The 23,790-nt window shown below is 59.0% G+C and carries 19 protein-coding genes; 5 read left to right on the top strand and 14 right to left on the bottom strand.

Features of this window, described 5'->3' with window-relative positions:
- Window positions 1-123: 123 nt before the first annotated feature.
- The 3 genes from ACRQ1B_RS13640 to ACRQ1B_RS13630 all read right to left on the bottom strand — a co-directional run bounded on the left by ACRQ1B_RS13640 (window position 124) and on the right by ACRQ1B_RS13630 (window position 5,128).
- Window positions 124-1,422 (bottom strand): type 2 periplasmic-binding domain-containing protein, encoded by a 1,299-nt coding sequence (locus ACRQ1B_RS13640; protein ID WP_432294222.1) that lies wholly within the window; start codon window positions 1,420-1,422, stop codon window positions 124-126.
- Between the two features lie 20 nt (window positions 1,423-1,442).
- A complete protein-coding gene (locus tag ACRQ1B_RS13635; protein ID WP_432294221.1) occupies window positions 1,443-3,287 on the bottom strand; it encodes a hypothetical protein in 1,845 nt (614 codons plus the stop codon).
- 266 nt (window positions 3,288-3,553) lie between these two features.
- Complete coding sequence (locus ACRQ1B_RS13630) at window positions 3,554-5,128, bottom strand: helicase HerA-like C-terminal domain-containing protein (protein ID WP_432294220.1); 1,575 nt, start codon at window positions 5,126-5,128, stop codon at window positions 3,554-3,556.
- Window positions 5,129-5,258: 130 nt separating this feature from the next.
- Here ACRQ1B_RS13630 and ACRQ1B_RS13625 point away from each other — a divergent pair, with 130 nt between their 5' ends.
- Entirely contained in the window at window positions 5,259-6,299 is a 1,041-nt protein-coding gene (locus tag ACRQ1B_RS13625; protein WP_432294218.1) for a YihY/virulence factor BrkB family protein, read from the top strand.
- A 353-nt stretch (window positions 6,300-6,652) separates the two neighbouring features.
- Complete coding sequence (locus ACRQ1B_RS13620; protein ID WP_306830356.1) at window positions 6,653-7,042, top strand: hypothetical protein; 390 nt, start codon at window positions 6,653-6,655, stop codon at window positions 7,040-7,042.
- Between the two features lie 59 nt (window positions 7,043-7,101).
- On the opposite strand, the gene ACRQ1B_RS13615 is transcribed toward ACRQ1B_RS13620, so the two are convergent.
- Together ACRQ1B_RS13615 and ACRQ1B_RS13610 are read right to left on the bottom strand one after the other, a co-directional pair.
- On the bottom strand, window positions 7,102-8,520 hold the full coding sequence (locus ACRQ1B_RS13615) for a sensor domain-containing diguanylate cyclase (protein WP_432294216.1): 1,419 nt from the start codon (window positions 8,518-8,520) through the stop codon (window positions 7,102-7,104).
- Window positions 8,521-8,636: 116 nt separating this feature from the next.
- Complete coding sequence (locus ACRQ1B_RS13610) at window positions 8,637-10,013, bottom strand: aminotransferase-like domain-containing protein (RefSeq protein ID WP_432294599.1); 1,377 nt, start codon at window positions 10,011-10,013, stop codon at window positions 8,637-8,639.
- 238 nt (window positions 10,014-10,251) lie between these two features.
- On the opposite strand from ACRQ1B_RS13610, the gene ACRQ1B_RS13605 reads away from it, so the two are divergent.
- The gene (locus tag ACRQ1B_RS13605; RefSeq protein WP_432294215.1) at window positions 10,252-11,151 is read left to right on the top strand and encodes a DMT family transporter; all 900 of its coding nucleotides are present in this window, start codon (window positions 10,252-10,254) and stop codon (window positions 11,149-11,151) included.
- Window positions 11,152-11,181: 30 nt separating this feature from the next.
- Here the strand turns inward: ACRQ1B_RS13605 and ACRQ1B_RS13600 are convergent, their stop codons facing one another.
- From ACRQ1B_RS13600 to ACRQ1B_RS13590, 3 genes are all read right to left on the bottom strand, one after another.
- Entirely contained in the window at window positions 11,182-11,901 is a 720-nt protein-coding gene (locus ACRQ1B_RS13600; RefSeq protein ID WP_432294214.1) for a L,D-transpeptidase, read from the bottom strand.
- A 223-nt stretch (window positions 11,902-12,124) separates the two neighbouring features.
- A complete protein-coding gene (locus ACRQ1B_RS13595; RefSeq protein WP_432294213.1) occupies window positions 12,125-12,943 on the bottom strand; it encodes a L,D-transpeptidase in 819 nt (272 codons plus the stop codon).
- 77 nt (window positions 12,944-13,020) lie between these two features.
- Window positions 13,021-13,503 (bottom strand): Rrf2 family transcriptional regulator, encoded by a 483-nt coding sequence (locus ACRQ1B_RS13590; protein ID WP_432294212.1) that lies wholly within the window; start codon window positions 13,501-13,503, stop codon window positions 13,021-13,023.
- Between the two features lie 135 nt (window positions 13,504-13,638).
- On the opposite strand from ACRQ1B_RS13590, the gene ACRQ1B_RS13585 reads away from it, so the two are divergent.
- Window positions 13,639-14,535 (top strand): NAD(P)/FAD-dependent oxidoreductase, encoded by an 897-nt coding sequence (locus ACRQ1B_RS13585; protein WP_432294211.1) that lies wholly within the window; start codon window positions 13,639-13,641, stop codon window positions 14,533-14,535.
- 17 nt (window positions 14,536-14,552) lie between these two features.
- Here the strand turns inward: ACRQ1B_RS13585 and ACRQ1B_RS13580 are convergent, their stop codons facing one another.
- Window positions 14,553-15,461, bottom strand: a complete 909-nt coding sequence (locus tag ACRQ1B_RS13580; RefSeq protein ID WP_432294210.1) for an alpha/beta hydrolase family protein — start codon at window positions 15,459-15,461, stop codon at window positions 14,553-14,555.
- Window positions 15,462-15,672: 211 nt separating this feature from the next.
- Between ACRQ1B_RS13580 and ACRQ1B_RS13575 the strand changes: the two genes are divergently transcribed.
- Window positions 15,673-17,931, top strand: coding sequence for a methyl-accepting chemotaxis protein (locus tag ACRQ1B_RS13575; protein WP_432294209.1), 2,259 nt, complete (start codon window positions 15,673-15,675; stop codon window positions 17,929-17,931).
- A 36-nt stretch (window positions 17,932-17,967) separates the two neighbouring features.
- Here the strand turns inward: ACRQ1B_RS13575 and ACRQ1B_RS13570 are convergent, their stop codons facing one another.
- From ACRQ1B_RS13570 to ACRQ1B_RS13550, 5 genes are all read right to left on the bottom strand, one after another.
- Entirely contained in the window at window positions 17,968-18,195 is a 228-nt protein-coding gene (locus ACRQ1B_RS13570) for a hypothetical protein (protein WP_432294208.1), read from the bottom strand.
- A gap of 96 nt (window positions 18,196-18,291) precedes the next feature.
- Complete coding sequence (locus ACRQ1B_RS13565; RefSeq protein ID WP_432294207.1) at window positions 18,292-19,392, bottom strand: hypothetical protein; 1,101 nt, start codon at window positions 19,390-19,392, stop codon at window positions 18,292-18,294.
- Window positions 19,393-19,590: 198 nt separating this feature from the next.
- Window positions 19,591-21,600 carry an acetyl-CoA carboxylase biotin carboxylase subunit gene (locus tag ACRQ1B_RS13560; protein WP_432294206.1) on the bottom strand — a complete coding sequence of 670 codons (2,010 nt, stop codon included), beginning with the start codon at window positions 21,598-21,600 and terminating at the stop codon, window positions 19,591-19,593.
- Window positions 21,601-21,612: 12 nt separating this feature from the next.
- Window positions 21,613-23,145: an acyl-CoA carboxylase subunit beta gene (locus ACRQ1B_RS13555; RefSeq protein WP_432294205.1), complete on the bottom strand. Its 1,533-nt coding sequence runs from the start codon at window positions 23,143-23,145 to the stop codon at window positions 21,613-21,615.
- Between the two features lie 113 nt (window positions 23,146-23,258).
- Window positions 23,259-23,687 carry a YqaA family protein gene (locus ACRQ1B_RS13550; protein ID WP_432294204.1) on the bottom strand — a complete coding sequence of 143 codons (429 nt, stop codon included), beginning with the start codon at window positions 23,685-23,687 and terminating at the stop codon, window positions 23,259-23,261.
- Between the last annotated feature and the right edge of the window lie 103 nt (window positions 23,688-23,790).

Raw genomic sequence — 23,790 nt, 5'->3', positions numbered from 1 at the left:
GAGGCAAGGTGTTAAGACAACGTCTCCAGAATAGCAAAAATGGGCGTTTTCGAAGCAATATCAGATATTTGTAATATACTGCCTGACAAATCCATAGACGTCAACCTAATGCGCGAGCGACCATCAATCCGTCTGTTTTTGGATCGCCTCCGAGGGGGAACCACTGTCCGACGGCAGCTCCGGCAATCGCTCGCCGCGAATGCTCCAGTAAAACAGTTTTAGCTTTTTGCTCTGCACCTGACCGGGGAATGTATCGTCATAAGCTTTATCGAGCACCGACGGATTAAAGATCACCTTCTGGGTAAGGATGGAAAAGAACTTGGCGACGCGCAGTGCGCGCTCAGTGTCGCAGTCTGCCAAAGGATCCGGCACCGTCTCGGCCAGAGGCGGCCTGCAGCCGACAGCCATGCCGAAAACGGCGTAACGATCGTTGGTATAGGTTACGACACCATTTTCGATATCGCATCCGGGAATAGCTCCGGCATAACTGCGAATGATTTCAAGATCGCCGACATAATAATGAAAAGACTTGCCGGCACAGAATTGCTGGGCGGCGATTGCGTGGTTCCGATAGGTCTGTACCAGTACCTTTTCAGGTTTCGCGGCTGTGGCATCGCCAGAAGGTTTTGAGTCCTTTTTTGCCTCATCGCTTTCCTTGCAGGCGGAAACGGAAGGGTTGCGCAGCTCGTCCACCAGTTTTGCTTCACGCTGCGGCATTTCCCGTGCATCAATCAGCGCCTGAATGCCACGATCCTTTGAAGTTGTACCTGCAACCAGACCAATCAACGCGCGTTTGTCCTTGCGTTCAACTGAATCTTTACTTTCCGCTTCGGTTACCGCCTTGGCTACCACTTGCTCCTTTTCGGGGCTGTCCGACACGTCCTTGTCACCACAGGGATCGGTAGGCATGCCGGTGTTTCTTAAGGTTAGGTAGCTGATACCGGTGAGAAAGACAGGTGGAGATACGATGACGCCCCTCCGTTGATTGGTGATGGTCGCAGGATCACACAAAATATCGAACGAAATGCCGAGCTTCTCAAACCTGGCCGTTGCAGGATCCTCCGGCTCATTATCTTTATTTTGTCCCCGTTGTCCGTGCCAGAGACCGGTATCGATATCGTAGATCGTGACCTGATCCATATTGAGTCCACCGGACACCTCCGGATTGACGATCATTTCGGCGAGCGCCGCATCGCAGATGCGCACCATATAGCCTGAATATCCGGCACGGCTGAGCGGCCCACTCGTGGCATCGCTATCAATGACACCGTCCGGAAGTTTGTATGCGAATGGCCGTGCCTTACTGCGCACACCGATTGCAAGCGCACCCGTCGGTGGCTCAATAGGTTGCGCGTCGCAGGCGCCAGCGGCCAACACCAGGGCAAGCAAACAGGACTGTAGAGATTTCAACATCACGCGCATCGTCAGCGCCCTCCAATCGATCAGCCACCAGCAGAAACGCCGGCGGGCGCGGATACGGTCGCCTTCGCCACCGGCTTATCCCTCTTTCCTTCCCGCTCGCTCAACTCTAGGAAATAGGCGAACAGAAACAGAAAAAAGCCCGGTAAAAGGCTTAAAATCAGGGTATCTCGCACCGTCAGCGAGACGTACGCGGCGACAGGTCCTGCCTGATAACCGACCGAAATGATCAGGCTCGCCCATGTAAACAGGAAATAAAGCATGCTGCCGAAAGCCGCCAACATGAGCGAAAAGCCAGTCGTATTACCCTCCTCAGCGTGTTTGTCCATGATTACCAGCGCCGACAGGGCGAGCACGAGGCCGCCGAACACTTGCAGCAGCATGAACCGGCTGTTTTGCTGGAAGAAAACGACCAACTGCGCGCGGCTGATATCGAATTCGGTGTTACACCAATATTTCAGAACAAGCACGAGAGCGGTTAGGAAAACCGCTGCAAAACCGGACACGGTCGACATGGCCAGCAGTTTTAGAAAGGGAAACTGAGTGAATTTCCATTCGCGCCGCCAGGACTGCTGCTCGACCCGCACTTCTCGCCCCAGGATGACAAGAAGAACACAGAAGAACGTGACCAACAGGGACTGCAATTGATCCCATGCTGCTTCTGCGAAAATCGCCGGCACCTCTGTCTGCCTCCAAGACAACACTGCACTTTCGCAGACAAGGTCAAATTTGGAGGCGCACTCCTTTAGAAACGGCCGCATTTCCGTGGGTGCGGCGAGATAAGCCTCGTTACCATCAACGCCCTGCCAATACCGCCATTTGTAGTAAATGGCGGTAGCAAGCGCATAAGACAGCACGAAGGCGATCAGGATGCTGACACCGAATGCATTCTGTTCCTGCCGTTCCCCTTCAGCGATCCGCTCTTCCAGCCGGTTGATCGGATCTTCGGCTTCCACATGCCGATTAGTCTGCCTGTAGACTGCATGATCGTTACGGATATAAAGCACGGCGAAAACAGCGATGAGATCCGAGCGCATACCGCGCACCTCGATTTCCAAGTCATCACGCATCTTTCGCAGATCGACCGCCGGCAAGGGGCCCGTATTTTTCGCAACCAAATTGGCAACGTCATTTTTCAGGTCCGTAAGCCGGGTCTCGACCTTGTCGATAAGAGGCTTAAGACGCTCAAGATTGCGCAGTGGAAAATACCGCGATAATTTGTCTGTGTCGGCAACGACGGACAGGCAATCGACGGCTTTCAGAGAGTTGGTGATTGCCATGTCCTGTAATGTCGGTGGCCCCTTGACGGTACTTTCGTACTCTTCGGTGAGAGCGGTATAGTGCCCTTTCATCACATCGCCGAAATCGGCAAGGCGGATGTGTTCGATCACCCGGTAAACGCCGCGTGGGACGCCAGCAAGGCGGTGAGCAAGGGCGCGCATGGTAAGTTCGATAGGCTTGATCGCGCCGATGGAGAGCGACGAAATGAGTAGTGCGGACACGACAATCGGTTTGCTGTAATCTCCCGGCGCAGCCGTTAAAAGATCGTCAATCGTAGTATCGGAGATGCTGCCGCCTCCATCAGCGGCACCGATTTCACCAGTCGCGCTGTAGGCCTGTGCGAGCAATCCATAGACCTCCGCAGAACTCAGCACCACGCCATAGGCAACTAGGTAAAGAAGCGCATAGAAGATGAAGCCGCCGACGACTTCTCCCATTGTACACAGGTTGCGCACCTCGACCTCTTTCAGGATCGGATGTAATTCGAACGGATGACGCGCATTCGGCGCATTGAAATTGCGGTAAGCCTCGATGACAAGTGTCATCGCGCCGGCGAGCACGAAGCCAACGTAAACAAGGTCGTTCATGACATCCTCAGACCACTGGCGGCGATGACGTCAGATGCATTTCTGGACGGCGGGATTACATGGACCAGCAGCACCCGCCGGAACAGTTGTGACCGTTGCGACAAGCGCAAACATGCTCATGACGACTGCAAAGAATGCGATATACTTGAACATCACACAGCCTCCCGAGTGAAAGTAAACAAACATTGCGCCCAATATGAGCATTTGTCAATTTATGCTTTCACCCGGTTCAGCGTGATCCGTCGCTCCACTTGTTGAACCGACAATTATCGCTTCAAACTGCCCAGAATACCGCGCACCAGCGCCCGTCCGATCTGGTTGGCGACACTTGAGGCGACGGAGCGCGCTGCACTTTTCATCGCTGCCTCGATCACAGTTTCACGCTGATAACCGGAGCGCCCCTTGGCAGCGGGCTTGGCTGCAGGTTCGTCTTCCTGCGCATCGCCGAAACCTGGCAGGGTCCAGCGGCCGGCCGCGCTGTTGTCTTCGGCAGGCTGTTCTTCAGCCTGTCGCTTGGCGGCCTCCGCATCGGAGACCTTCTTGGCCCGGGCTGCGAGAATTTCAAAGGCGGATTCGCGGTCGAGATCGCGATCGTAAACACCGGCGACCGGGCTCATGTTCATGATCTGGCTGCGCTCAGGCTCGCTGATCGGCCCGATGCGCGCCGATGGCGGTCGGATCAGCGTGCGCTCCACCATCGAAGGCGCCCCCTTGCCTTCAAGGGTCGAGACAAGCGCCTCGCCAGTACCAAGTTGGGTAATTGCCTCGTCCGTTTTGAAATCCGGATTGGCGCGAAAAGTGTCGGCAGCGGTTTTGACGGCTTTCTGCTCGCGCGGCGTATAGGCGCGAAGCGCATGCTGCACCCGATTGCCGAGCTGCGCCAGCACGGTTTCCGGCACGTCGAGCGGGTTCTGGGTGACGAAATAGACGCCGACACCCTTGGAACGGATCAGCCGGACAACCTGCTCGACCCGCTCCAGCAGCACCTTCGGCGCTTCGGAAAACAGGAGATGCGCCTCGTCGAAGAAGAACACCAGCTTCGGTTTTTCCGGATCGCCGACTTCGGGCAATTCCTCGAACAGTTCCGACAGCATCCAGAGCAGGAAGGTGGCGTAGAGGCGAGGGTTCATCATCAGCTTGTCGGCGGCCAGAACCGAAATCATGCCACGGCCATCCGGTGCCACGCGCATGATGTCGCTGATCTGCAAAGCGGGTTCGCCGAAGAAATGCACTGCTCCCTGCTGCTCCAGCACGAGTAGGCCACGCTGCAGCGAGCCGACCGATGCCTTGGAGATGAAACCGAATTGTGTGGAAATTTCTCCGGCGTGTTCGCCCATGTAATTGAGGAGCGCCTGCAGGTCCTTGAGATCGAGAAGCGGCAACCCGCCCTGATCGGCGATCTTGAAGGCAATGTTCAAGACACCTTCCTGGGCCTCCGTCGCGTCCATCAGCCGGGCGAGCAGAAGCGGACCCATTTCGGCGATGGTGGCGCGCACGCGGTGGCCTTTTTCACCGTAGAGATCCCAGAACATCACCGGGAATTTTGTAAAATCGTAATCGGCATACTGGATCTGCTCTGCGCGCTTGAGCAGAAAATCCTTCGGTTCGCCCATGGCGGCAATGCCGGAAAGGTCGCCCTTGATATCCGAGCAGAACACCGGCACGCCGGCTGCGGAAAATTCCTCCGCCAGCACCTGCAGGGTCACCGTCTTGCCGGTGCCGGTGGCACCGGTGATCAGGCCGTGCCGATTGCCGAATTTAAGCTCGAGATATTCGGCGTCCTTGAAACTGTCGTCCGGCTTTCGGCTGCCGCCGATCAAGAGTTTTCCCGCATCAACCATGCAACCGCTTCCCGCTCTTCGCGTTATCGATGAAATGCCAATTTAGAATGTCTGTATAGGACGAGACTGCCGTCTCGGCAACGAGAAGCCGCTGATCGAAATGCTGGCATTTTGGGCCGGGAGACAAATCATGACAGCCGATACGGCAGAGACATTTCCGCAAATCAAGGCGCCGGCAACCGATCCCGCCCCTTTGAGCACCTCTCCCATAGACAGGGCGCGCGGCCGCGAGGCTGAAACACCGGCGGATATTCCCGCACGGGGACTGAAGGATGTTTTCTGGCGCGTGTTTTATTCGATCGAAAGTGACCGTGTCCTGCTGGTCGCCGCCGGTGTAACCTATTATCTGCTGCTGGCGCTTTTCCCGGCCATGACAGCGATGGTGTCGCTGTACGGTTTTGTTGCCGATCCCACCAAGCTCGCCGAGCGCATCACCTTTCTCAGCATGATCCTGCCACCCAATGCACTCGATCTGTTTCTCGATCAGTTGCGCAGCCTCACGCAACAGGGGCGCACGACGTTGAATATCGGTCTTTTCGGCGGTCTCGCTCTGGCTTTATGGAGTGCCAATGCCGGCATGAAAGCGATGTTCGAGGCCATGAACGTCGCCTATGGCGAAAACGAGAAGCGCAACATTCTGAAGCTGAACCTGATTTCACTTCTGTTCACGCTTGGCGCCATTCTCGTCGCAATAGTGGTGCTGACGGGCCTGGGCCTTGTGCCGGCGTTGCTCTCCTTCCTCTGGCTGGATCAGTGGTCGGAAATGATCATCCGCTTTTCGCGCTGGCCGATTATGCTGCTGTTCGTGACGACCGGCATTGCCGTGCTTTATCGCTTCGGCCCCAGCCGCGAGCCGGCGCGCATCCAGTGGCTCACCTGGGGCGCCATATTTTCCAGCCTCGCCTGGCTTGCGGCGTCAGTAGGCGTATCCTTCTATCTTTCCCATATCGCAAACTATAACGCGACCTACGGCGCACTTGGCGCGCTGATCGGTTTCATGGTGTGGACGTGGACTTCGACGATCATCATTGTGATCGGCGCCGAGATCAATGCCGAACTCGAGCACCAGACAGCGCGGGATTCCACCACCGGGCCGGAACAGCCGATGGGCGAGCGTGGTGCCTATATGGCCGATACGGTCGGCAAGAGTTCAGGCGCGCATAAAGCTTGAACCTCGTGACAGGCGACACGAATAAGCACCCGGACTGAATTATCGCCGCTCCCAAATCGTTTGGTCTATACCGGGCTGGGCCTTTGCCTCGTCAAATGCCTGCTGGGCTTCCTGCAGCTGCTGTTCCAGGCGCTCGTTCTCCGCCGCGGATCGACTGAGCGATGTGCTGCGATATCGATCACGGCGTGTTGTTTTTACCGCGATGCATTTCCCGCAATCCCATGATAAGGCGATGCCCGTACGCCGCCGATAGGGCAAGCGCGAAAAATTCTTTTCACATCCCTCACCACCCGTTGCCCACCGACACGAATGACTTTAACGTAAACGTCAATTACCACCTCGAGGAGATGTCCATGAACGAACTCGTATCCCGCATCGCAGACAATGTCGGCCTTGCTCCCGATGTCGCCGAAAAGGCGATCGGCATGATGCTTGGCTTCCTGCAACGCGAAGCCGATGACGGCGCCGTTGCAAAGATGATCGAAGCCATTCCCGGCGCGCCGGAACTTGTTGCCCAGTTCAATGGCGAAGGTGCCGGGGGCGGCGGTCTGCTCGGTGGCCTGATGGCGAGTTTTGGCGGCGGCGTCATGGCGCTGGGCCAGCAGTTGATGGCGCAGGGCCTCGGCATGGGCGAGATCACCGCGCTTGCCCGCGAGACCATGGCGGTTGCCCGCGAACATGCAGGCGACGAAGTGGTCGATCAGGTGATTGCCTCCGTGCCGGGCCTCAGCCAGTTCGTCTGATTTCCGATTTTCAGCATCCCATCGAGGCGTGGCGCAGGCCGCGCCTTTTTGCGTCTTGCTCAGGCGGCATCGCTCAGTGCATGTTTGGCCGCATCGTTATCGCTCTCCAAAGACACAACAACCTCGCCGCGACCGCCAGCTTTCGCGCGGTAGAGCGCCGTATCAGCGGATTTCAGGGCATCGTCGCAGGTGGTTTGCCGATTTTCGACCTGACGAATCCCAAACGAGGCACCGATCAGCACTTCGCCACCGGAAAGCGCGATCGGCTGAGCCAGTGTCAGCGCCAGTCGTCGGCAGATCTTTTCCGCCTCCTTCAGCGGCAGGCCCGGCATCATGATGGCAAATTCATCGCCGCCCAAACGAAATAAGCGATCGTTTTCACGCACGCCGGCGCGCAGACGCTCCGCAACCGCCTTCAGCAACTCGTCGCCGACCGCGTGACCGTAAGCATCATTGACGCCCTTGAAGCCGTCCAGATCGATGCACACCACCGATACCGGCCCCCTTTCCACCAGAGCGCCATATCGCGGCTGCAACATCGAACGGTTGGCAAGTCCGGTGAGAAAATCATGGCTGGCGGCGTGGCGCATCTCGCGTTCGCGCACCATCAACTTGCGCGCTGTTGTTCTGGAAATGCCCAGGGTGAAAAGACCCGCCGCCAGCAGCACGGCACCGATCGTCACCGCAAGCGGCAAAGACTGGCGAAGCGCGTTTGCCGCAGGGGTTGGCGCATGCCATGACAGGACCTGGATTTCGCCATCCGCGCCCACGGCAATTTCCGCGCGAGCCCGGTCGTCTGAAACCTCGGACAACGGGCTGATCGCCGCATCGTCCAGCAGAAAACGCGTTCCGAAAAAGTCCTGCAGCGTGCCGGTAATCGGCATGGCGGTGATCAGGATCGGTCCACGCGCATTACGGGGCTTTGCAGTCCCGAAATCCGGCTGAAAAAGGCTTGCGGAAAGCAGCACGGCGTCTTCTCCCAGCACCTGCATGCGGCTGACGACCAGCGCCGACGGAATGCCGGGGGCTGCTGGCGCGCGTTCGCGCAGACGCACCTCCGCCACAAGAGCTGAAGCGCCATCGACAATCGCATCCGCACCACGCACAAAAAAACCGTTGGTCTTGATGGCATCATCCATGCGTGAATAGATCGTGCCGTCGTCGGCATCGATGATGGCCACGAAGCGGGTGCGCGACGTTCCGATCAGCGAGGCACCAATATTGCGGTCCACCCAGTCGAAATCGAAGGCATTGTCGATCTTGGCGATCGCATCATCCCATATCGTCCAGGCGGTCAGTGAAAACTCGATATCCTTGGTCCACAGCGCGATATTGCGTCTGACCAGCGTTTCCTCACGTTGGCGCGCTTCGGCATCGATACGCATCACGCCGAAATATGGAAAGCTGGCCATGGCCGCGATCAAAAGGATCAACACCCCGATGATCGGCCCGACCAGTTTCAATTGGACAAAGCGCATCGCCCCACGCACCTCTTGATTATGTCTTGATTATCAAGCCGATCGTAATGCGCATTCATTACGAGGGGGTTAGCGCAACGCGCCATAACATCGTCGATGGGCAAGCCTCGGCGTTTTCAACAGTTTTGAATGCATAGCTGCTGTTTCAGCGACGAGGCGAGCACTTCGAAAACATGCGCATCGCCCATCTGGGAAACGTTAAAACGCATGCTGCTCCTGGCGGATTGCGACAGGCTGAACACATTTCCGGGCGCCAGGACGACGCCTTTTTCCAATGCCAGCCGGGCGATTTCGGCAGCATCCGCCTCTCCCGGCAGCCGGCACCATAAGAACATGCCCGCCTGCGGCATCAGCAAGGGCTCTATGCCGAGTGCCTTCAATCCCGCCGCCGCATCGACCATCGCCCGCGCCAACCGGGTGCGCAGGGCCTCGACATGTTTGCGGTAACTGCCATCACTCAGTACCGTTCGCACCAGTTCGGCATTCATGGCGGCGCCGGCAAAGGTGGTAGCAATCTTCAGGTCGATCAGTCCCTCCAGCCATTCCCGCCTTGTGGCGATGAAACCACAGCGCATGGAAGCCGACAGTGCTTTGGAAAAACTGCCGATCTGGATCACCCGGTCCAACCCGTCGAACGCGGCCAGGCGCGGCGCCGCGACCGGTTCGAAATCGGCAAAGATGTCGTCTTCGACAATGATGAGATCGAATTGCTCGGCAAGCTTCAGAGCGCGATGCGCCACGACCGGCGAAAGGACCGCGCCGGTTGGATTGTGGATGCCGGAATTGGTGATGTAGAGTTTTGGCCTATGCTCGGCGAGAACCGCGGCAAACGCCTCGATATCCGGCCCAGCCGGGCCATAGGGCACGCCGACAATTTTCACCCGATGAGCGCGCAAAAGCGCATGAAAGTTGAAATAACACGGGTCATCGACAAGGACGGTATCACCTGGTTCCAGCAGCAGACGACAGATGAGATCGATCGCCTGTGTACCGGAATCGGTGAGGATGATCTGGTCCGGCGCCACATCCACCGCATGATCCGCCAGTCGTCGGGCAATCAATTGCCGCAAACCGGCAAGCCCGAGCGGTGAACCGTAATCGGTCAGCACCGAGCCGTTCGACCGCGACAGGCCGCGCAAGGCCTTGCGAATGCTTTCTTCCGGCAACCACGATGGCGGCAGCCAGCCGCAGCCCGGTTTCGCCACATCATCCGGTGCGTCCAGCGATTGCCGCGACACCCAGAATGGATCGACCGCTCGATCAAGTCGCGGGCCGACCTCGGCCGGCGAAAACGGCGCCGCCTGGCTGGCGACATAAAAGCCGGAGCCGGGACGAGACAAGATGGCCCCTTCCGCCACCATCCGTTCATAGGCATCAACGACCGTCGAGGTAGAGACTTTCAGATTGGCCGCAAGGCCGCGCACCGACGGCAGCTTCGCGCCGGGCGTGAGGGACCGGGCGGCGATACGGCTGCGGATCGTGGCCATGACCATGCCGACGCGTGTCGTATTTTGCACGCGGGCATTCGTCTCTGTAGCTGACCGTTCCATTTTGCCGATGACACCCATCCGTATTGCTTAATGCACCACAACAGTTTGATCAAACTGTATCAGACTGTCGATGGTCCGGCCAGCCGATCCGGCGGATAGATGAGACGGCCTGCGCGGCAGCGCTGCTTTGCACGAGCCCGATGCATGCGCCGGCGAAAGATTGACACAACAGGACGACACCATGACCCAGCCGGCTACCCCCGCCATAGATCACCCGCTCGACAATCGCGTTGCCGGTCTTGTCAACGGCATGATCGGCGTGATCATTTTCAGCGGCTCGTTGCCAGCGACACGGCTGGCGGTGACGGGTTTCGATCCATTTTTCCTGACGATGGCGCGTGGCACGATTGCCGGCGTTTTGAGCCTGATCCTGCTGCTGGCTTTCCGGGAAAAGCGCCCCTCGACTGCAGACCTCGTCTCGCTCGCCGTGATCGCACTCGGCGTTGTCGTCGGGTTTCCGCTGCTGACGGCCATTGCCCTGCAGCACGTCACCTCGGCGCACTCCATCGTGTTTATCGGACTTCTGCCGCTGGCGACTGCGATCTTTGGCGTGATGCGCGGCGGCGAACGGCCAAAGCCGGTCTTCTGGCTGTTTTCGGCACTCGGCAGTCTGCTGGTGGCCGGATTTGCCATTGTTCAGGGCCTCACCGCCTCGCCGCTCGGCGACAGCCTGATGCTGGCCGCCGTCATCGCCTGCGGGCTGGGTTACGCCGAAGGCGCGCGCCTTTCGAAACGACTGGGCGGCTGGCAGGTGATCTGCTGGGCGCTGACCCTGTCACTGCCCGTCATGGCTGTCGGCCTCGTTTTCACCTGGCCGCAAACGCTCACCGGGATCCCTGCACCGGCATGGGCCGGCCTCGTCTATGTCTCGCTGTTCAGCATGCTGATCGGGTTTATCTTCTGGTATCGCGGCCTTGCGCAGGGCGGCACCGCCTCTGTCGGCCAGTTGCAATTGTTGCAGCCGTTTTTCGGCCTGGCGCTGGCCGCTACACTGCTTGGAGAAACCGTGACGCCGCTGATGCTGGTCGCCACGATCGGGGTTATCGGTTGTGTTGCCGCTGCGCGTAGGTTTGCGCGTTGAAAAGGGGCTGGGGCCCTTTTCAAACAGCCCTTACTGCCAGACTACAACGCGGGCCTTTTCCGGAACGCGATCATAGAGGTCGATGATATCCTGGTTCATCAGGCGTACGCAGCCGGATGACACGGCCTTGCCGATGGAGTTCCATTCCGGCGAACCGTGCAGACGGTAAAGCGTATCCTGACCGTTCTGGAAGATATAGAGCGCGCGGGCACCGAGCGGATTGCGCAGCCCCGGCTGCATGCCGCCATTCTTGGCCGAGTAGGAGATCAGTTCCGGCTGGCGGGCAATCATCTCGTCCGGCGGTGTCCATTTCGGCCAGCGCTGGCGCCACTGGATGACACCTTCACCCTGCCACGCAAAACCCTCGCGTCCAATGCCGACGCCGTAGCGCATGGCGGTACCGCCCGGTTCGGTCAGATAAAGGAACCGAGCCTTGGTATCAACGACGACGGTGCCGGCCGGCTGACCGGTCGAGTTGGCCACGCGCTGACGATAAAAACGCGACGGGATTTGCTGATAGGGCACAGCCGGGATGACGAAACCGCCATCGGCGATCTGCCCGTACATCACATCGAGCTCGCTATTGCCGCCACCCATCGACGGATCGACCACCTGTGTGGCGTTGTCGCGATAGGTGATGGTGTAACCACGGGTGACCGGGCCGGATGAGGCGCAGCTGGCCAGCGTTGAAGCCGCCCCCACAGCCATCAGGCTGAGAAGGTTGCGGCGGGAAATCATCGTGTCTGTCATGGGGGCCGTTTCGACTTCGTTACGGGACATCAAGCCGCGAATGCGGCATCAAGCAGCAGGCGGGACCGGCTTAAACGAGGATCGTGAAGATTTGTTCCACGACACCGTCATCGACCGGCCATATCACCTGTCCTTCGTCAAAACATAAGGCCATAGCGACGGATCGGCCACGGAAAGGCATGAGGTTTTATTGCTGGCGTAGCGACAATTTCCGCGACCGTGATCAGATCACCACGATCGTCGTTTTTGCCGGCACGCGCTCATAAAGGTCGATCACGTCCTGATTGAACATACGCACGCAGCCGGAAGACGTTGCTTTGCCGACTGATTGCCAGTCCGGCGTGCCGTGGACACGGTAAAGCGTATCCTTCCCATCCTTGTAGATATACATGGCGCGTGCACCGAGCGGATTGTTGAGGCCGGGCGTCGCGCCACCTTCAGAGGCTGCGAACTGACGCAGGTCCGGCTGGCGGGCAACCATGTCATCCGGTGGCGTCCAGCGCGGCCACTTGGCCTTCCACTGCACGATGCCGCGGCCCGTCCACCCATAACCGGCCTTGCCGAGGCCGACGCCGTAACGCATGGCCTTGCCGTTTTCCTGGACGAGATAAAGGTAATGCGCCCTGGTATCGACGACGATCGTGCCGGGAGCCTCGTTCGTCTGATAGGAGACTTCCTGGCGCAGGAAACGCGGATCGACACGCGAGGTCGGAATGGACGGCAGAGTATGGCCCTCATCGCGCATCACCTCATACATGGTGCGGTGAACCGGATTGGAGACCGGCAGACCATAGGTCTGGTGGAAATCGGTCGGATAGAGCTGGCGCTTGTGCGGAATGGCCCCGGGCATCGGCGGTGGATTGTTGCTCGGCGGATCGACATAAGCAGGCACGGCAAAGACCGGCGCGGTTTCCTGAACGAAAACAGCAGGATCCATGCGCGTCGTATCGGTCACGAACAGGCAGCCCGAAAGGCTGGTGGTCGCACACAGCGTGGTGGCAAGCACAAACACGCGGCGAAGAGGCAGATGGGACAGGCGCATGGGCAGAACCGCTTCCGGCAGATGACGTCACCTTGAACCTAGAGGCTGCAACTGGCGCGAAGCTGGTGACGTTCTGATTATGATGCGGGGAGGTCGTCGTCCTTGGCATTGCCGCACTTACCGCCTGCTGCTCCGCCTGCGCGTGTCGGCGGGGAAAAATCGTGGGCGATATCCGCTAGCGTCACACCCGCAAAACGTTGCAGCAGCAATTGCTCCGCCTCGGCGAACACATCCTTCAACGTCGCATTGACGGCCTGCTCGATGACGCAGCCCGGCATGTCATAGGCGGGGCCGACAGCAAAAACCGAGGGTTCACCCACAGCCCGATAGATGTCGAGCAGAGTCAGCTCATCCAACGGCCGTGATAGCGTCCAGCCGCCGCCATGGCCTTTTTCGGACGCTACATACCCCTTCTCACGCAGCCCGGCCATGGTGCGGCGGATCACTACCGCATTTGTGTCGAGCATTTTCGCAATCATCTCGGACGTCAGCGCGCCATCGTGATGCCCCATATGAATCAGCACGTGCAACATGCGCGAAAGCCGGCTGTCCTGTCGCATGTCTGCCCTTTCGTTCTCCAAAATACCTTTGGCTGATAGCACAGTCACCCTTATTCGTCACAACAAAAGTTGCATGACTATTGACTCTTTAAAATCATGTAACTTATGTTGTTTCGAAACAGGAAGGAGCAGTTCATGACCGATCCCATCCACGACGTCATCATTGTCGGCGGCAGTTACGCCGGGCTTTCCGCCGCCCTGCAGCTGGGTCGCGCCCGCCGCGATGTGCTGATCATCGACGACGGCAAACGCCGCAACCGCTTTGCCGCTCATTCACATGGTTTTCTGACGCAGGACGGCGTCGATCCCGCCGTGATCGCGGCGGATGCGAGAGCGCAGGTAATGGAATACAAAACGATCAACTGGCTCGCTGGTCGTGCCGAAGCCGCCGAACGCACGGAGAAAGGCTTCGCCGTCACTCTTGCCGGCAAACGCCACCACTCACGGCGGCTGTTGCTGGCCACCGGCGTACGCGACATCCTGCCCGAAATCGCAGGACTGAAGGAACGCTGGGGCAAGTCGGTGTTTCATTGCCCATACTGCCATGGTTACGAGCTGAATCAGGGCAATATCGGCGTCATTGCCGGCTCGGCCCTCTCCATGCATCACGCCCTGATGCTGCCGGACTGGGGCCTCACCACCCTTCTCGTCAACGACGCATTCGAACCCGATGCGGAGCAATTGAAAAGCCTCACAGCGCGCGGTGTCACCGTCGAACGCAGCCCGATCCGGGAAATTATCGGTCATGCCGATATCGTTCTTGCAGACGGACGCAGGCTTGGCTTCGCCGGTCTGTTCGCCCTTGCGCGTTACGAGATGGCGAGCCCGCTGGCAGGGCAACTTGGCCTGCAACTAGAGGAAAACCCGGTTGGCTCGGTCATCAAGACGGATCCGATGAAAGAGACGAGCATGCCCGGCGTGTTTGCCTGCGGCGATGTCGCGCGGCCGATGGCGTCGGTCGCGCTGGCTGTCGGCGATGGCAATCTCGCCGGAGCCGGTCTGCATCGTTCGCTGCTATTCGGCTCGATCTGATGAGCCGGCTATGATTATCAGGAAAACTGGTTGAAGAAGCGTATGCTTTCAGCGACGGCACCCGGCACCACGCCATTGTGATCTCCGGGTAGCAGCATTTTGTCGATCGGCATTTTCGCGGCGCGTACACGCTCCATCAGCAGTTCATGATCCGCATCGAAAGGCCGCTCCTCCGATCCACGCAAAAGCAGGGTCGGGCATTTCAGGCTTGGCCCGAAACAGACCGATGAGCGCATGACAAATTCCGTCGGATCGCCGCTGTCGAACGGCATTTCGTCGGAGTAGCGGTGAAAATAGCGCCATGAATTGACACCCGCCGAAATAGGCGCGGCGGCGCGGAATTTTCGCGTCATTGCCGCCAGAAGCGCCAATGTTCCACCGTTCGAATGGCCGGCAAGAAAAAGACGATTCCGGTCTACACCCGGCAAGTCTTCGAGATAACGCGCGGCGGCAAGCGCATCCGCCGTTTCATCGTAAAAACCGGAATAATTGCCGTCCTGCCCGTTTTCGCCCCGAAAGGATGGCAGCAGCACAATAAAGCCTGCTTCCCAATAGGCTTTCATCAATGCCCAATGTCCATCGCCGGTGGCATTTCCACCATGCAGAAACAGCACGGCAGGCTTCGGTTTCGACGATGGTTGATGATCAGAAAGCCAGGCGATCAGTTCGATTGAGCCATCCGGTCCGCCAGGATAAGTCACCCGCAAGGCACCCGGCGGGGTGCCGAGCGGCGTTGATTTTTCCGGCGATGGACCCTTGCTGAGCAGATGCGTGTGAAACCGCTGCCGAGCCGCCGCATAATCCCGCCTCTCCAGCGGCAGACTGGCAGGCACGGGAAAATCGGCTGAATGCGCCAAATGCGGAACCATGCTCGTAGCCGCAAGACCTGAAATCAGAAAACGGCGCGTCATCTGCACTACAACCATAGGATAGACCTTGCACCAGAAATATTGCCGATATCAAGTAACACGCAGAATTGCGGCATTTACAAGCCTCATCGAAAAATCAACCAAAAGGCGAGTATAAATTTTAATTTACACTGACTGACAAATGAAATTTATCTAAAATTGAATATTTCTGACAATGGTCGGCGATGAAGAACGTATTTTTCATCACTGTACTAGGATATCCGCAGTAATGACCGCCAGAACCATAAAGAGCCCGTTGTGGCTCAAGATCACCGGTTACGGATTTGCCGCCGTGCTTTTTGCCAGCGCAGCTATTGGCGGCCTTGCCTGGTACCGCCAGGCCGACATGAGCGACAAGGCGCTCTATACCAAAGCCGCCAGCGACCTCGAAGTCATCCAGACTGACATGGCGGCAATCCAGCGCTCCGCCTCTGCATTGGCGCTGACCCTTTCCGGCGACCCGGACTTGCCCGGTTTGATCGCCGGCAATGATCGCCAGGCATTGCTGAAAAAATTCTCGACGAACATGGCGGCGATGAAGGAGGCCGGTGGCCTGCAGATCATCACTATCGGCAATGCCAAGGGTGATATCATCGCCCGCATGCACTCGCCGGATAAATTCGGCGACAACGTCATCGGTCGCCGCAAGACCATGCAGTCAGCCGTCTCGACCGGCAGGCTTGCCGCCGGAATCGAGCCGGGCCGGGCCGGTATCGGCATTTATGCGGTCGCCCCGGTTGTCGTGAGCGGCACCGTTGTTGGCGTGGTCGATGTCGGAACCGAATTGTCGAACGCCTATTTCAATCCGCTCGCAAAGCGTCTGGGTGCCGAGATTTCGGTCAATGTCACCCAGGAAGGCAAACTCACCAACCAGTCTTCGACGCAAGGCGGTACGCCGTTCCTGCCGGCCGACATCATTCAGGCCGCCTTCGACGGCAAGGATGTGTTCGAGCAGGCAACACTTGGTGGCCGCGACATGCTGGTCAAGGCGGTTCCGTTCACCTCGTTTTCTGGCGACAAGATCGGTGTTTTCGAAATCGGCACCGACACGACCGAAATCACTGCGGCGGCCCGCACGGCACTCTGGACGATGCTTGGCGTCACGCTTCTCACCTCGATCATTGCGCTGACAGCCTTCTTCCTTTTCGCAAAATCCCTCGGCAATGCCATCGGCCGCCTGACGTCGACCATGGGACGCCTGGCGGCAGGCGATCTTAACGCCACGATCGAAGGCGAGGACCGTCCAGACGAAACTGGCGCCATGGCCCGTGCCGTGCAGGTGTTCAAGGACAATGCGCTGAAAACCAAGGAACTGGAGCGCCAGGCCGACGAACAGCGCAACATGACCGAGGAACAGCGCCGCCAGAACGCCGAGGATGCCCGCATCCGCGCCGAGCAGATGGCCGAAGCCACCAAGGGGCTCGCCACCGGCTTGCAACATCTGTCGTCCGGCGACCTGACCTTCCAGCTCGACCGTCCGTTTGCCGAGGACTTCGAAAGTCTGCGCGCCGATTTCAACGCCACGGTCAGCCAGCTGCGCGGCACTCTCGGCTCGGTGGCGCAGGCCACCAATTCGATCGACAGCGGTTCACGCGAAGTCAGCCAGAGCGCCGACGATCTTTCCAAACGAACCGAACAGCAGGCCGCGTCGCTGGAAGAGACGGCAGCCGCCCTCGACCAGATCACCGTCAACGTGTCCAATTCCTCCAAACGCGCCGAAGAGGCCCGCACGGTAGCGATCCAGGCCAATGAAAGCGCGCGCCAGTCGGGTGCGGTCGTGGCGAACGCCGTGCAGGCAATGGGCCGCATCGAGGAATCGTCAGGCCAGATCTCCAATATCATCGGCGTTATCGATGACATTGCCTTCCAGACCAATCTGCTGGCATTGAATGCCGGCGTGGAAGCGGCGCGCGCCGGTGAAGCCGGTAAGGGTTTCGCCGTCGTGGCGCAGGAAGTGCGTGAACTTGCACAGCGTTCGGCCAGTGCTGCAAAAGAGATCAAGGACCTAATCGGCAAGTCCTCGATCGAGGTTGGCACCGGTGTCAAGCTGGTGCGGGAGACGGGCGAAGCGCTGCACGCCATCGAGGCTCATATCGTCACGATCAACCAGCACATGGATTCGATCGCAACCTCGTCACGCGAACAGTCGGTCGGGCTTTCCGAGGTCAATACCGCCGTCAACCAGATGGACCAAGTGACCCAGCAGAATGCTGCCATGGTGGAAGAAGCTAACGCCGCAGGCGCAACGCTTGCGACGGAAGCCGGGCGCCTGCGCGAGCTGATCAGCCAGTTCCAGCTTGGCCACGGCGGCACCGCCGGCAGCCAGACAGCTGCCCTGCGTCAGACGGCATCTGTCATGGCAGCATCGCCGCGCTCGGCACCGGCAGCATCGCCGGCCCGCAGCATGGTTGGCAAGATCGCCCAGGCTTTTGGTGGCAGAAGTGGTGCAGCGACCGCCGTCGCGACAGACCACTGGGAAGAGTTCTGATCCGGGTCAGCATCAATTCAAGACAAGGCGGGATGTTCAGGCATTCCCGCCTTTTTCTTTTGTCGCGGCACGCGCCGCATCGCGCTCTTTGCGCCAGGCAAGAAGCGACTGGAAAAGTGGGCCGACCGTGACGCCGAGGATGGCACCAGACACGATCCACGCCACAGCGCCGTCGCCACCAAACACATCTTCAAAAACATAGCCCGCAGCCACGGCACCAACAAAGGCGAGCAGTCCTTTGAACACCCAGGAAGATGGCGTCATCGTTTTCCCCATCAATGTGCCGGTACCTCAGGCGAAAAACTAGGCTGCCGCCTCACGGCGTCAAGCCTGCCGCCGTGTTCAGCGGCAGGCCGACCGTCACTTCCAGCTCTTGAAATCGCTGGCCGTGCAGCCATAGGGCGCGTTCTGGTCGCCAAAGCGTTTCTGCAACTGGTCGCAGCCCCATTCGTTCAACGGGCCTGGCAGCCTGGCGTTGATCTCCATGCCGGCCGGCATGAATTGCGTGTAACCGCTGGTGACATACCAAAGCCAATATCCCATCGCCGCCACGATGATCACGACAAGCACGATGAGCAAGGTGCGGATGAAACGCAGGAAAAAACCCCTCTTGTTCGGATCGCGCAGCGATGCCGGTTCGCCGATTTCAGCCCGCGCCGCCTCAATCGAGGCAAGTGCTGCGGCACGTTCCTCATCCGTCATCTTGATACGTTCGAGCCCGCTATCGAGCAGCACCGGAAGCGCGGTCTTGCCATGGCGCACAGCCAGTGCGACCGGCGAACCGTCTTGCGCTTCGCCAATGATGACCGGCTCATGGCCTTTGCCGAAGCGGGTGTAGGCGGTGCGCTTGGTTTTGTCGTCGGCGATCTTGTCCGCGTAGGTCACATACATCTGACGGCCGCTCTGGTTGAATGTCACGATCTCGACCGGGACCGGTGTCAGCAGTGCCGGCGTCGTCAGCCGGCTGCGAGCATAGGAAACACGAAGACCCAGAAAGATCGAGGCAAGGCAAATGGCGGCAATCAGCCCGAACATCACGCCGAACGAGATGACACGATTCCACATCTTGTCCAGCCCGAGACTGACCGTCGCCAGTTCCGGATTGTCCGCGGAGATGACCAGATCGGTCTCATAGTTGCCAACGTGGAAATCCACGAAGAAAATTTCGGTCCTGCTGTCGTAGGAACGGCCGTTATAGGTGTAGACGAGACGCGCGTCGCAATTGACAAGCAGGCCTTTGCTGATCTTGCACTCGCCATCGCGCAATTCCCCGTCTTCCAGAACAATCGGGTTCTGACTGATGCGATAATCACGCAGCAGGTCCGGCACTTGCCAGTAAAGCAGAAAGCCCGCGAGCAGGAACATGAACGGTGCGGAGAGCGCATAACCGCGTGGCAAGGAAAGCGATGACTGTTTTAATGCCAGCGGTCGATCAGGAAACGAGATGGGCGGAAAATTCATGAGATCTCTTAAGTGATGATAGGTATCGCCCGCGCACGGGCAGGCGATGGCAGATATGCCGGAGGCGGGAAATGAAGGCAGGCGTGATCGCCGGTCTCCACGAGGTGGGATCGGCACGATAGCTATCTGGCGATACAACGCACGTCAAAAAATGCGAAAATCACAAATTTCGAGATTTTGGGTAAGAATACCCTGCCGCTATTCGAACGCCATGATCAGATCATCGGCAGCAAGACTTTGGCCGAGCGTTGCGGACACGTGTTTGACGATACCTTTTCTTTCCGCCTTCAGAACATTCTCCATCTTCATAGCTTCGACTGCTGCCAGCGGCTGACCGGCTTCGACCACATCTCCTGACGCCACATGGATCGCGGTGATGATGCCGGGCATCGGGCAGAGCAGCATTTTCGATGTATCCGGCGGCAGCTTCACCGGCATCAATTTAGCAAGCTGCGCGATCCGCGGCGACCGCACGCGTGCCACCACATCCATGCCGCGCCAGCGAAGCCGGATGGCCGATCCGACGAGATTTACTTTGACGCTCAGCACCTCGCCACCGACGGCAAAGTCCGCAAGCGTCTGACCGGGCAGCCAGTCCGAGCGGATCGCTGCCGACACCCCGTCATCGAAAACGACGTCTGCTCCCTCTTTCAGAGAGACCTCGATGTCCCTGTGCGGCAAGGCGACCACCCAGTCGGAGCCAACGGTCGCGCGGCGATTGGCAAGCGTGCCGGAAATGCCGGTTGCCCTGTGCCGAACGACGCGATGGATGAAGGCGGCGATGGCGGCAAGTTTTCGCGTTTCCGCCTCATCCGGCGGGACGCCGTCAAAACCCTCAGGAAACTCTTCGGCGATATAGGCGGTCGTCAGGCGACCGGCGCGGAACCGTTCCTGGCGCATGACCGCTGACAGAAATGGCAGGTTGTGACCGATCCCCTCCACTTCGAACGCATCCAGCGCCTGCGACATCGCCCCGATGGCGGCACGACGCGCCTTTTCGCCCTCACCCGGCGCCCAGGTGCACAGTTTTGCGATCATCGGATCATAATACATCGAAATCTCGCCACCTTCGAAGACGCCGGTATCATTGCGCACGATGGTCCCGCCGACAGCCTCGCCCTCGGACGGAGGGCGATAACGGCTCAACCGTCCGATCGACGGCAGAAAATTGCGATAGGGATCCTCGGCATAAAGCCGGCTTTCGATCGCCCAGCCATTCAGCTTGATCTCACTCTGACCGAACGAGAGTTTTTCACCGGCAGCCACGCGGATCATCTGCTCCACGAGGTCGATGCCGGTGATGAGTTCCGTCACCGGATGTTCCACCTGAAGACGGGTGTTCATTTCCAGAAAATAGAAATTGCGTGCGCCATCGACGATGAACTCCACAGTACCGGCCGAGTGATAACCGACCGCCCTGGCAAGTGCCACCGCCTGCTCGCCCATGGCCCGCCGCGTCGCCGCATCCAGAAACAGCGATGGCGCTTCTTCGATCACCTTCTGGTTTCGCCGCTGGATCGAGCATTCCCGCTCGCCGAGATAAAGCATGTTCCCATATTGGTCGCCCAGAACCTGGATTTCGATATGGCGCGGCTGGGTGACAAACTTTTCGATAAAAATGCGGTCGTCGCCAAACGCGCTTTTCGCCTCGTTCTTCGACGATTGAAAGCCTTCGCGCGCCTCCTCCTCACTCCAGGCGATGCGCATACCCTTGCCGCCGCCACCGGCAGACGCCTTGATCATCACCGGATAGCCGATGGATGCGGCAATCTTCACCGCCTCATCGGCATGTTCGATCAACCCCATATGCCCGGGCACGATATTGACGCCGGCCTGCGCCGCGATCTTCTTGGAGGTGATCTTGTCGCCCATTGCCTCGATCGCACCGACCGGAGGTCCGATGAAGGCGGCACCTTCTTTCGCAAGCGCTGCCGCAAACGCGGCATTTTCCGAGAGAAATCCATAACCGGGATGCACGCCATCGGCTCCGGTTTTGCGGATCGCCTCGAGAATGGCGTCGATGGCGAGATAGGACTGGGCGGAGGGTGCGGCACCGATATGCACCGCCTCATCCGCCATCGAAACATGCAATGCCTCACGATCGGCATCCGAATAGACGGCAACGGTGGCGATGCCCATCTTTTTCGCCGTCTTGATCACCCGACAGGCGATTTCACCACGATTGGCGATGAGGATTTTCTTCAACATGGCCTGTCTCCTCTAAAGCGGTATCGTGTCGTGTTTTTTCCAGTGCGTTTTCACCTGCTTGCCCCGCAGCGACGCAAAGGCGCGGGTGATGCGGCGGCGCGAGGAATGCGGCATGATCACCTCGTCGATAAACCCGCGCTCGGCCGCCACGAACGGATTGGCGAACCGTTCCTCATACTCCCTTGTCCGCGCCGCGATCCTTTCCGGATCACCAAGTTCGGAACGGTAGAGAATTTCGGTCGCGCCCTTGGCACCCATCACGGCAATTTCCGCCGTCGGCCAGGCGTAGTTGATATCGGCGCCGATATGTTTCGACGCCATCACGTCATAGGCGCCGCCATAGGCTTTTCGGGTGATCAGCGTCACCATCGGCACGGTCGCTTCCGAATAGGCGAACAGCAGCTTCGCACCGTGCTTGATGACGCCGCCGTATTCCTGCGCCGTGCCCGGCAGAAAACCCGGCACATCCACCAGCGTCAGCAGCGGGATCGAAAACGCATCGCAGAAGCGCACGAAACGCGCCGCCTTGCGGGATGAATCGATATCGAGGCAGCCCGCCAGCACCAACGGCTGGTTGGCGACGACGCCCACCGTCTGACCTTCCAGGCGCATGAAGCCGGTGATGATGTTCCTCGCAAAGGCCTCCTGGATTTCGAAGAAATCGCCCTCGTCGGCCAAAGCGACGATCAGTTCCTTCATGTCGTATGGTTTTGCGGCGCTGTCGGGGATCAGCGTGTCGAGCCGCATTTCCAACCGGTTGGGATCATCGTGATGCGGCCGCACCGGCACCTTGTCACGATTGTTGAGCGGCAGGAAATCGAACAGCTGCCGCACTGCCTCCAGCGCCTCGATATCGTTTTCGAAAGCGGCATCGGCAACCGAGGATTTTTTCGTATGCGTGGTAGCGCCGCCCAGTTCTTCGGCCGTGACGATCTCGTTGGTCACCGTTTTCACCACATCCGGGCCGGTGACGAACATGTAGGAACTGTCGCGCACCATGAAGATGAAATCGGTCATGGCCGGCGAATAGACCGCGCCCCCCGCGCAAGGTCCCATGATCACCGAAATCTGCGGGATAACGCCGGAGGCCTCCGCATTGCGGCGAAACACTTCCGCATAACCGCCGAGCGACGCCACGCCCTCCTGAATACGGGCGCCGCCCGAGTCATTGAGACCGATTACCGGCGCGCCGACCTTCACGGCCATATCCATGATCTTGCAGATCTTCTGCGCATGGGTCTCCGACAGCGAGCCTCCGAGCACGGTAAAATCCTGGGAGAAAACGTAAACCTGCCGACCGTTGATCGTACCCCAGCCGGTCACCACACCGTCGCCGGCAATCTTCTGGTTCTCCATGCCGAAATCGGTGCAGCGATGGGTGACATACATATCGAATTCTTCGAACGAGCCCTCGTCCAGGAGAACCTCGATGCGCTCGCGCGCCGTCAGCTTGCCCTTGGCATGCTGGGCCGCGATCCGCTTCTCCCCGCCACCAAGCCGCGCCTCCGCGCGACGACGCTCAACCTCGTCCAGCACGTTCTGCATGACACCTCCCTTGCACATCGAAGACTGTCATAACTGATCATCGTCAGGTCGAAAACAAGGTGGTGCGCATGCCTGCTCGAACTTTGGTCTATTGAGGGCGGCCCGCGCGCCCGTCAGATCACCCCGACAGTGATCGCCGCGAGAATGGCGTAACGCGCGGTCTTGGCGATGGTGACCAGAAAAATGAACGTCGGCAGCGGCTCCCTCATCACCCCGGCCACCACGGTCAGCGGATCGCCGACCACCGGCAGCCAGCTTGCGAGCAGCGACCATTTTCCATAACGGCGATACCAGCCCTGTGTCCGTTCAAGCGCCGGCCCCCTGATCGGAAACCATCGACGATCACGAAACCGCTCGATGCCGCGGCCCAGAACCCAGTTCACCAGAGAACCGAGAACGTTGCCGACTGAAGCGACAAGTACAAGAAGCCAAACCGGATAATCGCCGGTCACGATCAGCCCGACCAGAACCGCTTCGGACTGGGCCGGGAACATGGTGGCGGCCACGAGCGCGGCGAAGAAGAGGCTGAGGTAAGCGGTCATGGCAAGACCATGCCTATTCTGCACGCGACAAATGTTCAATGTGGCTGCGGTTCACAATTCGGATGGTGCCCTGCCTGAAGAATCAACACTCCGTCCGATAAGG

It is taken from the genome of Endobacterium panacihumi (assembly GCF_050847465.1).
Classification (GTDB): Bacteria; Pseudomonadota; Alphaproteobacteria; order Rhizobiales; family Rhizobiaceae; genus Neorhizobium; species Neorhizobium panacihumi.
This window is presented reverse-complemented; position numbering and strand designations above follow the sequence as displayed.

Bases quoted from the DNA above. Each gene is read 5' to 3' on its own strand.
- ACRQ1B_RS13640 (WP_432294222.1), bottom strand. From the start codon at position 1,422: ATGCGCGTGATGTTGAAATCTCTACAGTCCTGTTTGCTTGCCCTGGTG.
- ACRQ1B_RS13635 (WP_432294221.1), bottom strand. From the start codon at position 3,287: ATGAACGACCTTGTTTACGTTGGCTTCGTGCTCGCCGGCGCGATGACA.
- ACRQ1B_RS13630 (WP_432294220.1), bottom strand. From the start codon at position 5,128: ATGGTTGATGCGGGAAAACTCTTGATCGGCGGCAGCCGAAAGCCGGAC.
- ACRQ1B_RS13625 (WP_432294218.1), top strand. From the start codon at position 5,259: ATGACAGCCGATACGGCAGAGACATTTCCGCAAATCAAGGCGCCGGCA.
- ACRQ1B_RS13620 (WP_306830356.1), top strand. From the start codon at position 6,653: ATGAACGAACTCGTATCCCGCATCGCAGACAATGTCGGCCTTGCTCCC.
- ACRQ1B_RS13615 (WP_432294216.1), bottom strand. From the start codon at position 8,520: ATGCGCTTTGTCCAATTGAAACTGGTCGGGCCGATCATCGGGGTGTTG.
- ACRQ1B_RS13610 (WP_432294599.1), bottom strand. From the start codon at position 10,013: ATGGTCATGGCCACGATCCGCAGCCGTATCGCCGCCCGGTCCCTCACG.
- ACRQ1B_RS13605 (WP_432294215.1), top strand. From the start codon at position 10,252: ATGACCCAGCCGGCTACCCCCGCCATAGATCACCCGCTCGACAATCGC.
- ACRQ1B_RS13600 (WP_432294214.1), bottom strand. From the start codon at position 11,901: ATGACAGACACGATGATTTCCCGCCGCAACCTTCTCAGCCTGATGGCT.
- ACRQ1B_RS13595 (WP_432294213.1), bottom strand. From the start codon at position 12,943: ATGCGCCTGTCCCATCTGCCTCTTCGCCGCGTGTTTGTGCTTGCCACC.
- ACRQ1B_RS13590 (WP_432294212.1), bottom strand. From the start codon at position 13,503: ATGCGACAGGACAGCCGGCTTTCGCGCATGTTGCACGTGCTGATTCAT.
- ACRQ1B_RS13585 (WP_432294211.1), top strand. From the start codon at position 13,639: ATGACCGATCCCATCCACGACGTCATCATTGTCGGCGGCAGTTACGCC.
- ACRQ1B_RS13580 (WP_432294210.1), bottom strand. From the start codon at position 15,461: ATGGTTGTAGTGCAGATGACGCGCCGTTTTCTGATTTCAGGTCTTGCG.
- ACRQ1B_RS13575 (WP_432294209.1), top strand. From the start codon at position 15,673: ATGACCGCCAGAACCATAAAGAGCCCGTTGTGGCTCAAGATCACCGGT.
- ACRQ1B_RS13570 (WP_432294208.1), bottom strand. From the start codon at position 18,195: ATGACGCCATCTTCCTGGGTGTTCAAAGGACTGCTCGCCTTTGTTGGT.
- ACRQ1B_RS13565 (WP_432294207.1), bottom strand. From the start codon at position 19,392: ATGAATTTTCCGCCCATCTCGTTTCCTGATCGACCGCTGGCATTAAAA.
- ACRQ1B_RS13560 (WP_432294206.1), bottom strand. From the start codon at position 21,600: ATGTTGAAGAAAATCCTCATCGCCAATCGTGGTGAAATCGCCTGTCGG.
- ACRQ1B_RS13555 (WP_432294205.1), bottom strand. From the start codon at position 23,145: ATGCAGAACGTGCTGGACGAGGTTGAGCGTCGTCGCGCGGAGGCGCGG.
- ACRQ1B_RS13550 (WP_432294204.1), bottom strand. From the start codon at position 23,687: ATGACCGCTTACCTCAGCCTCTTCTTCGCCGCGCTCGTGGCCGCCACC.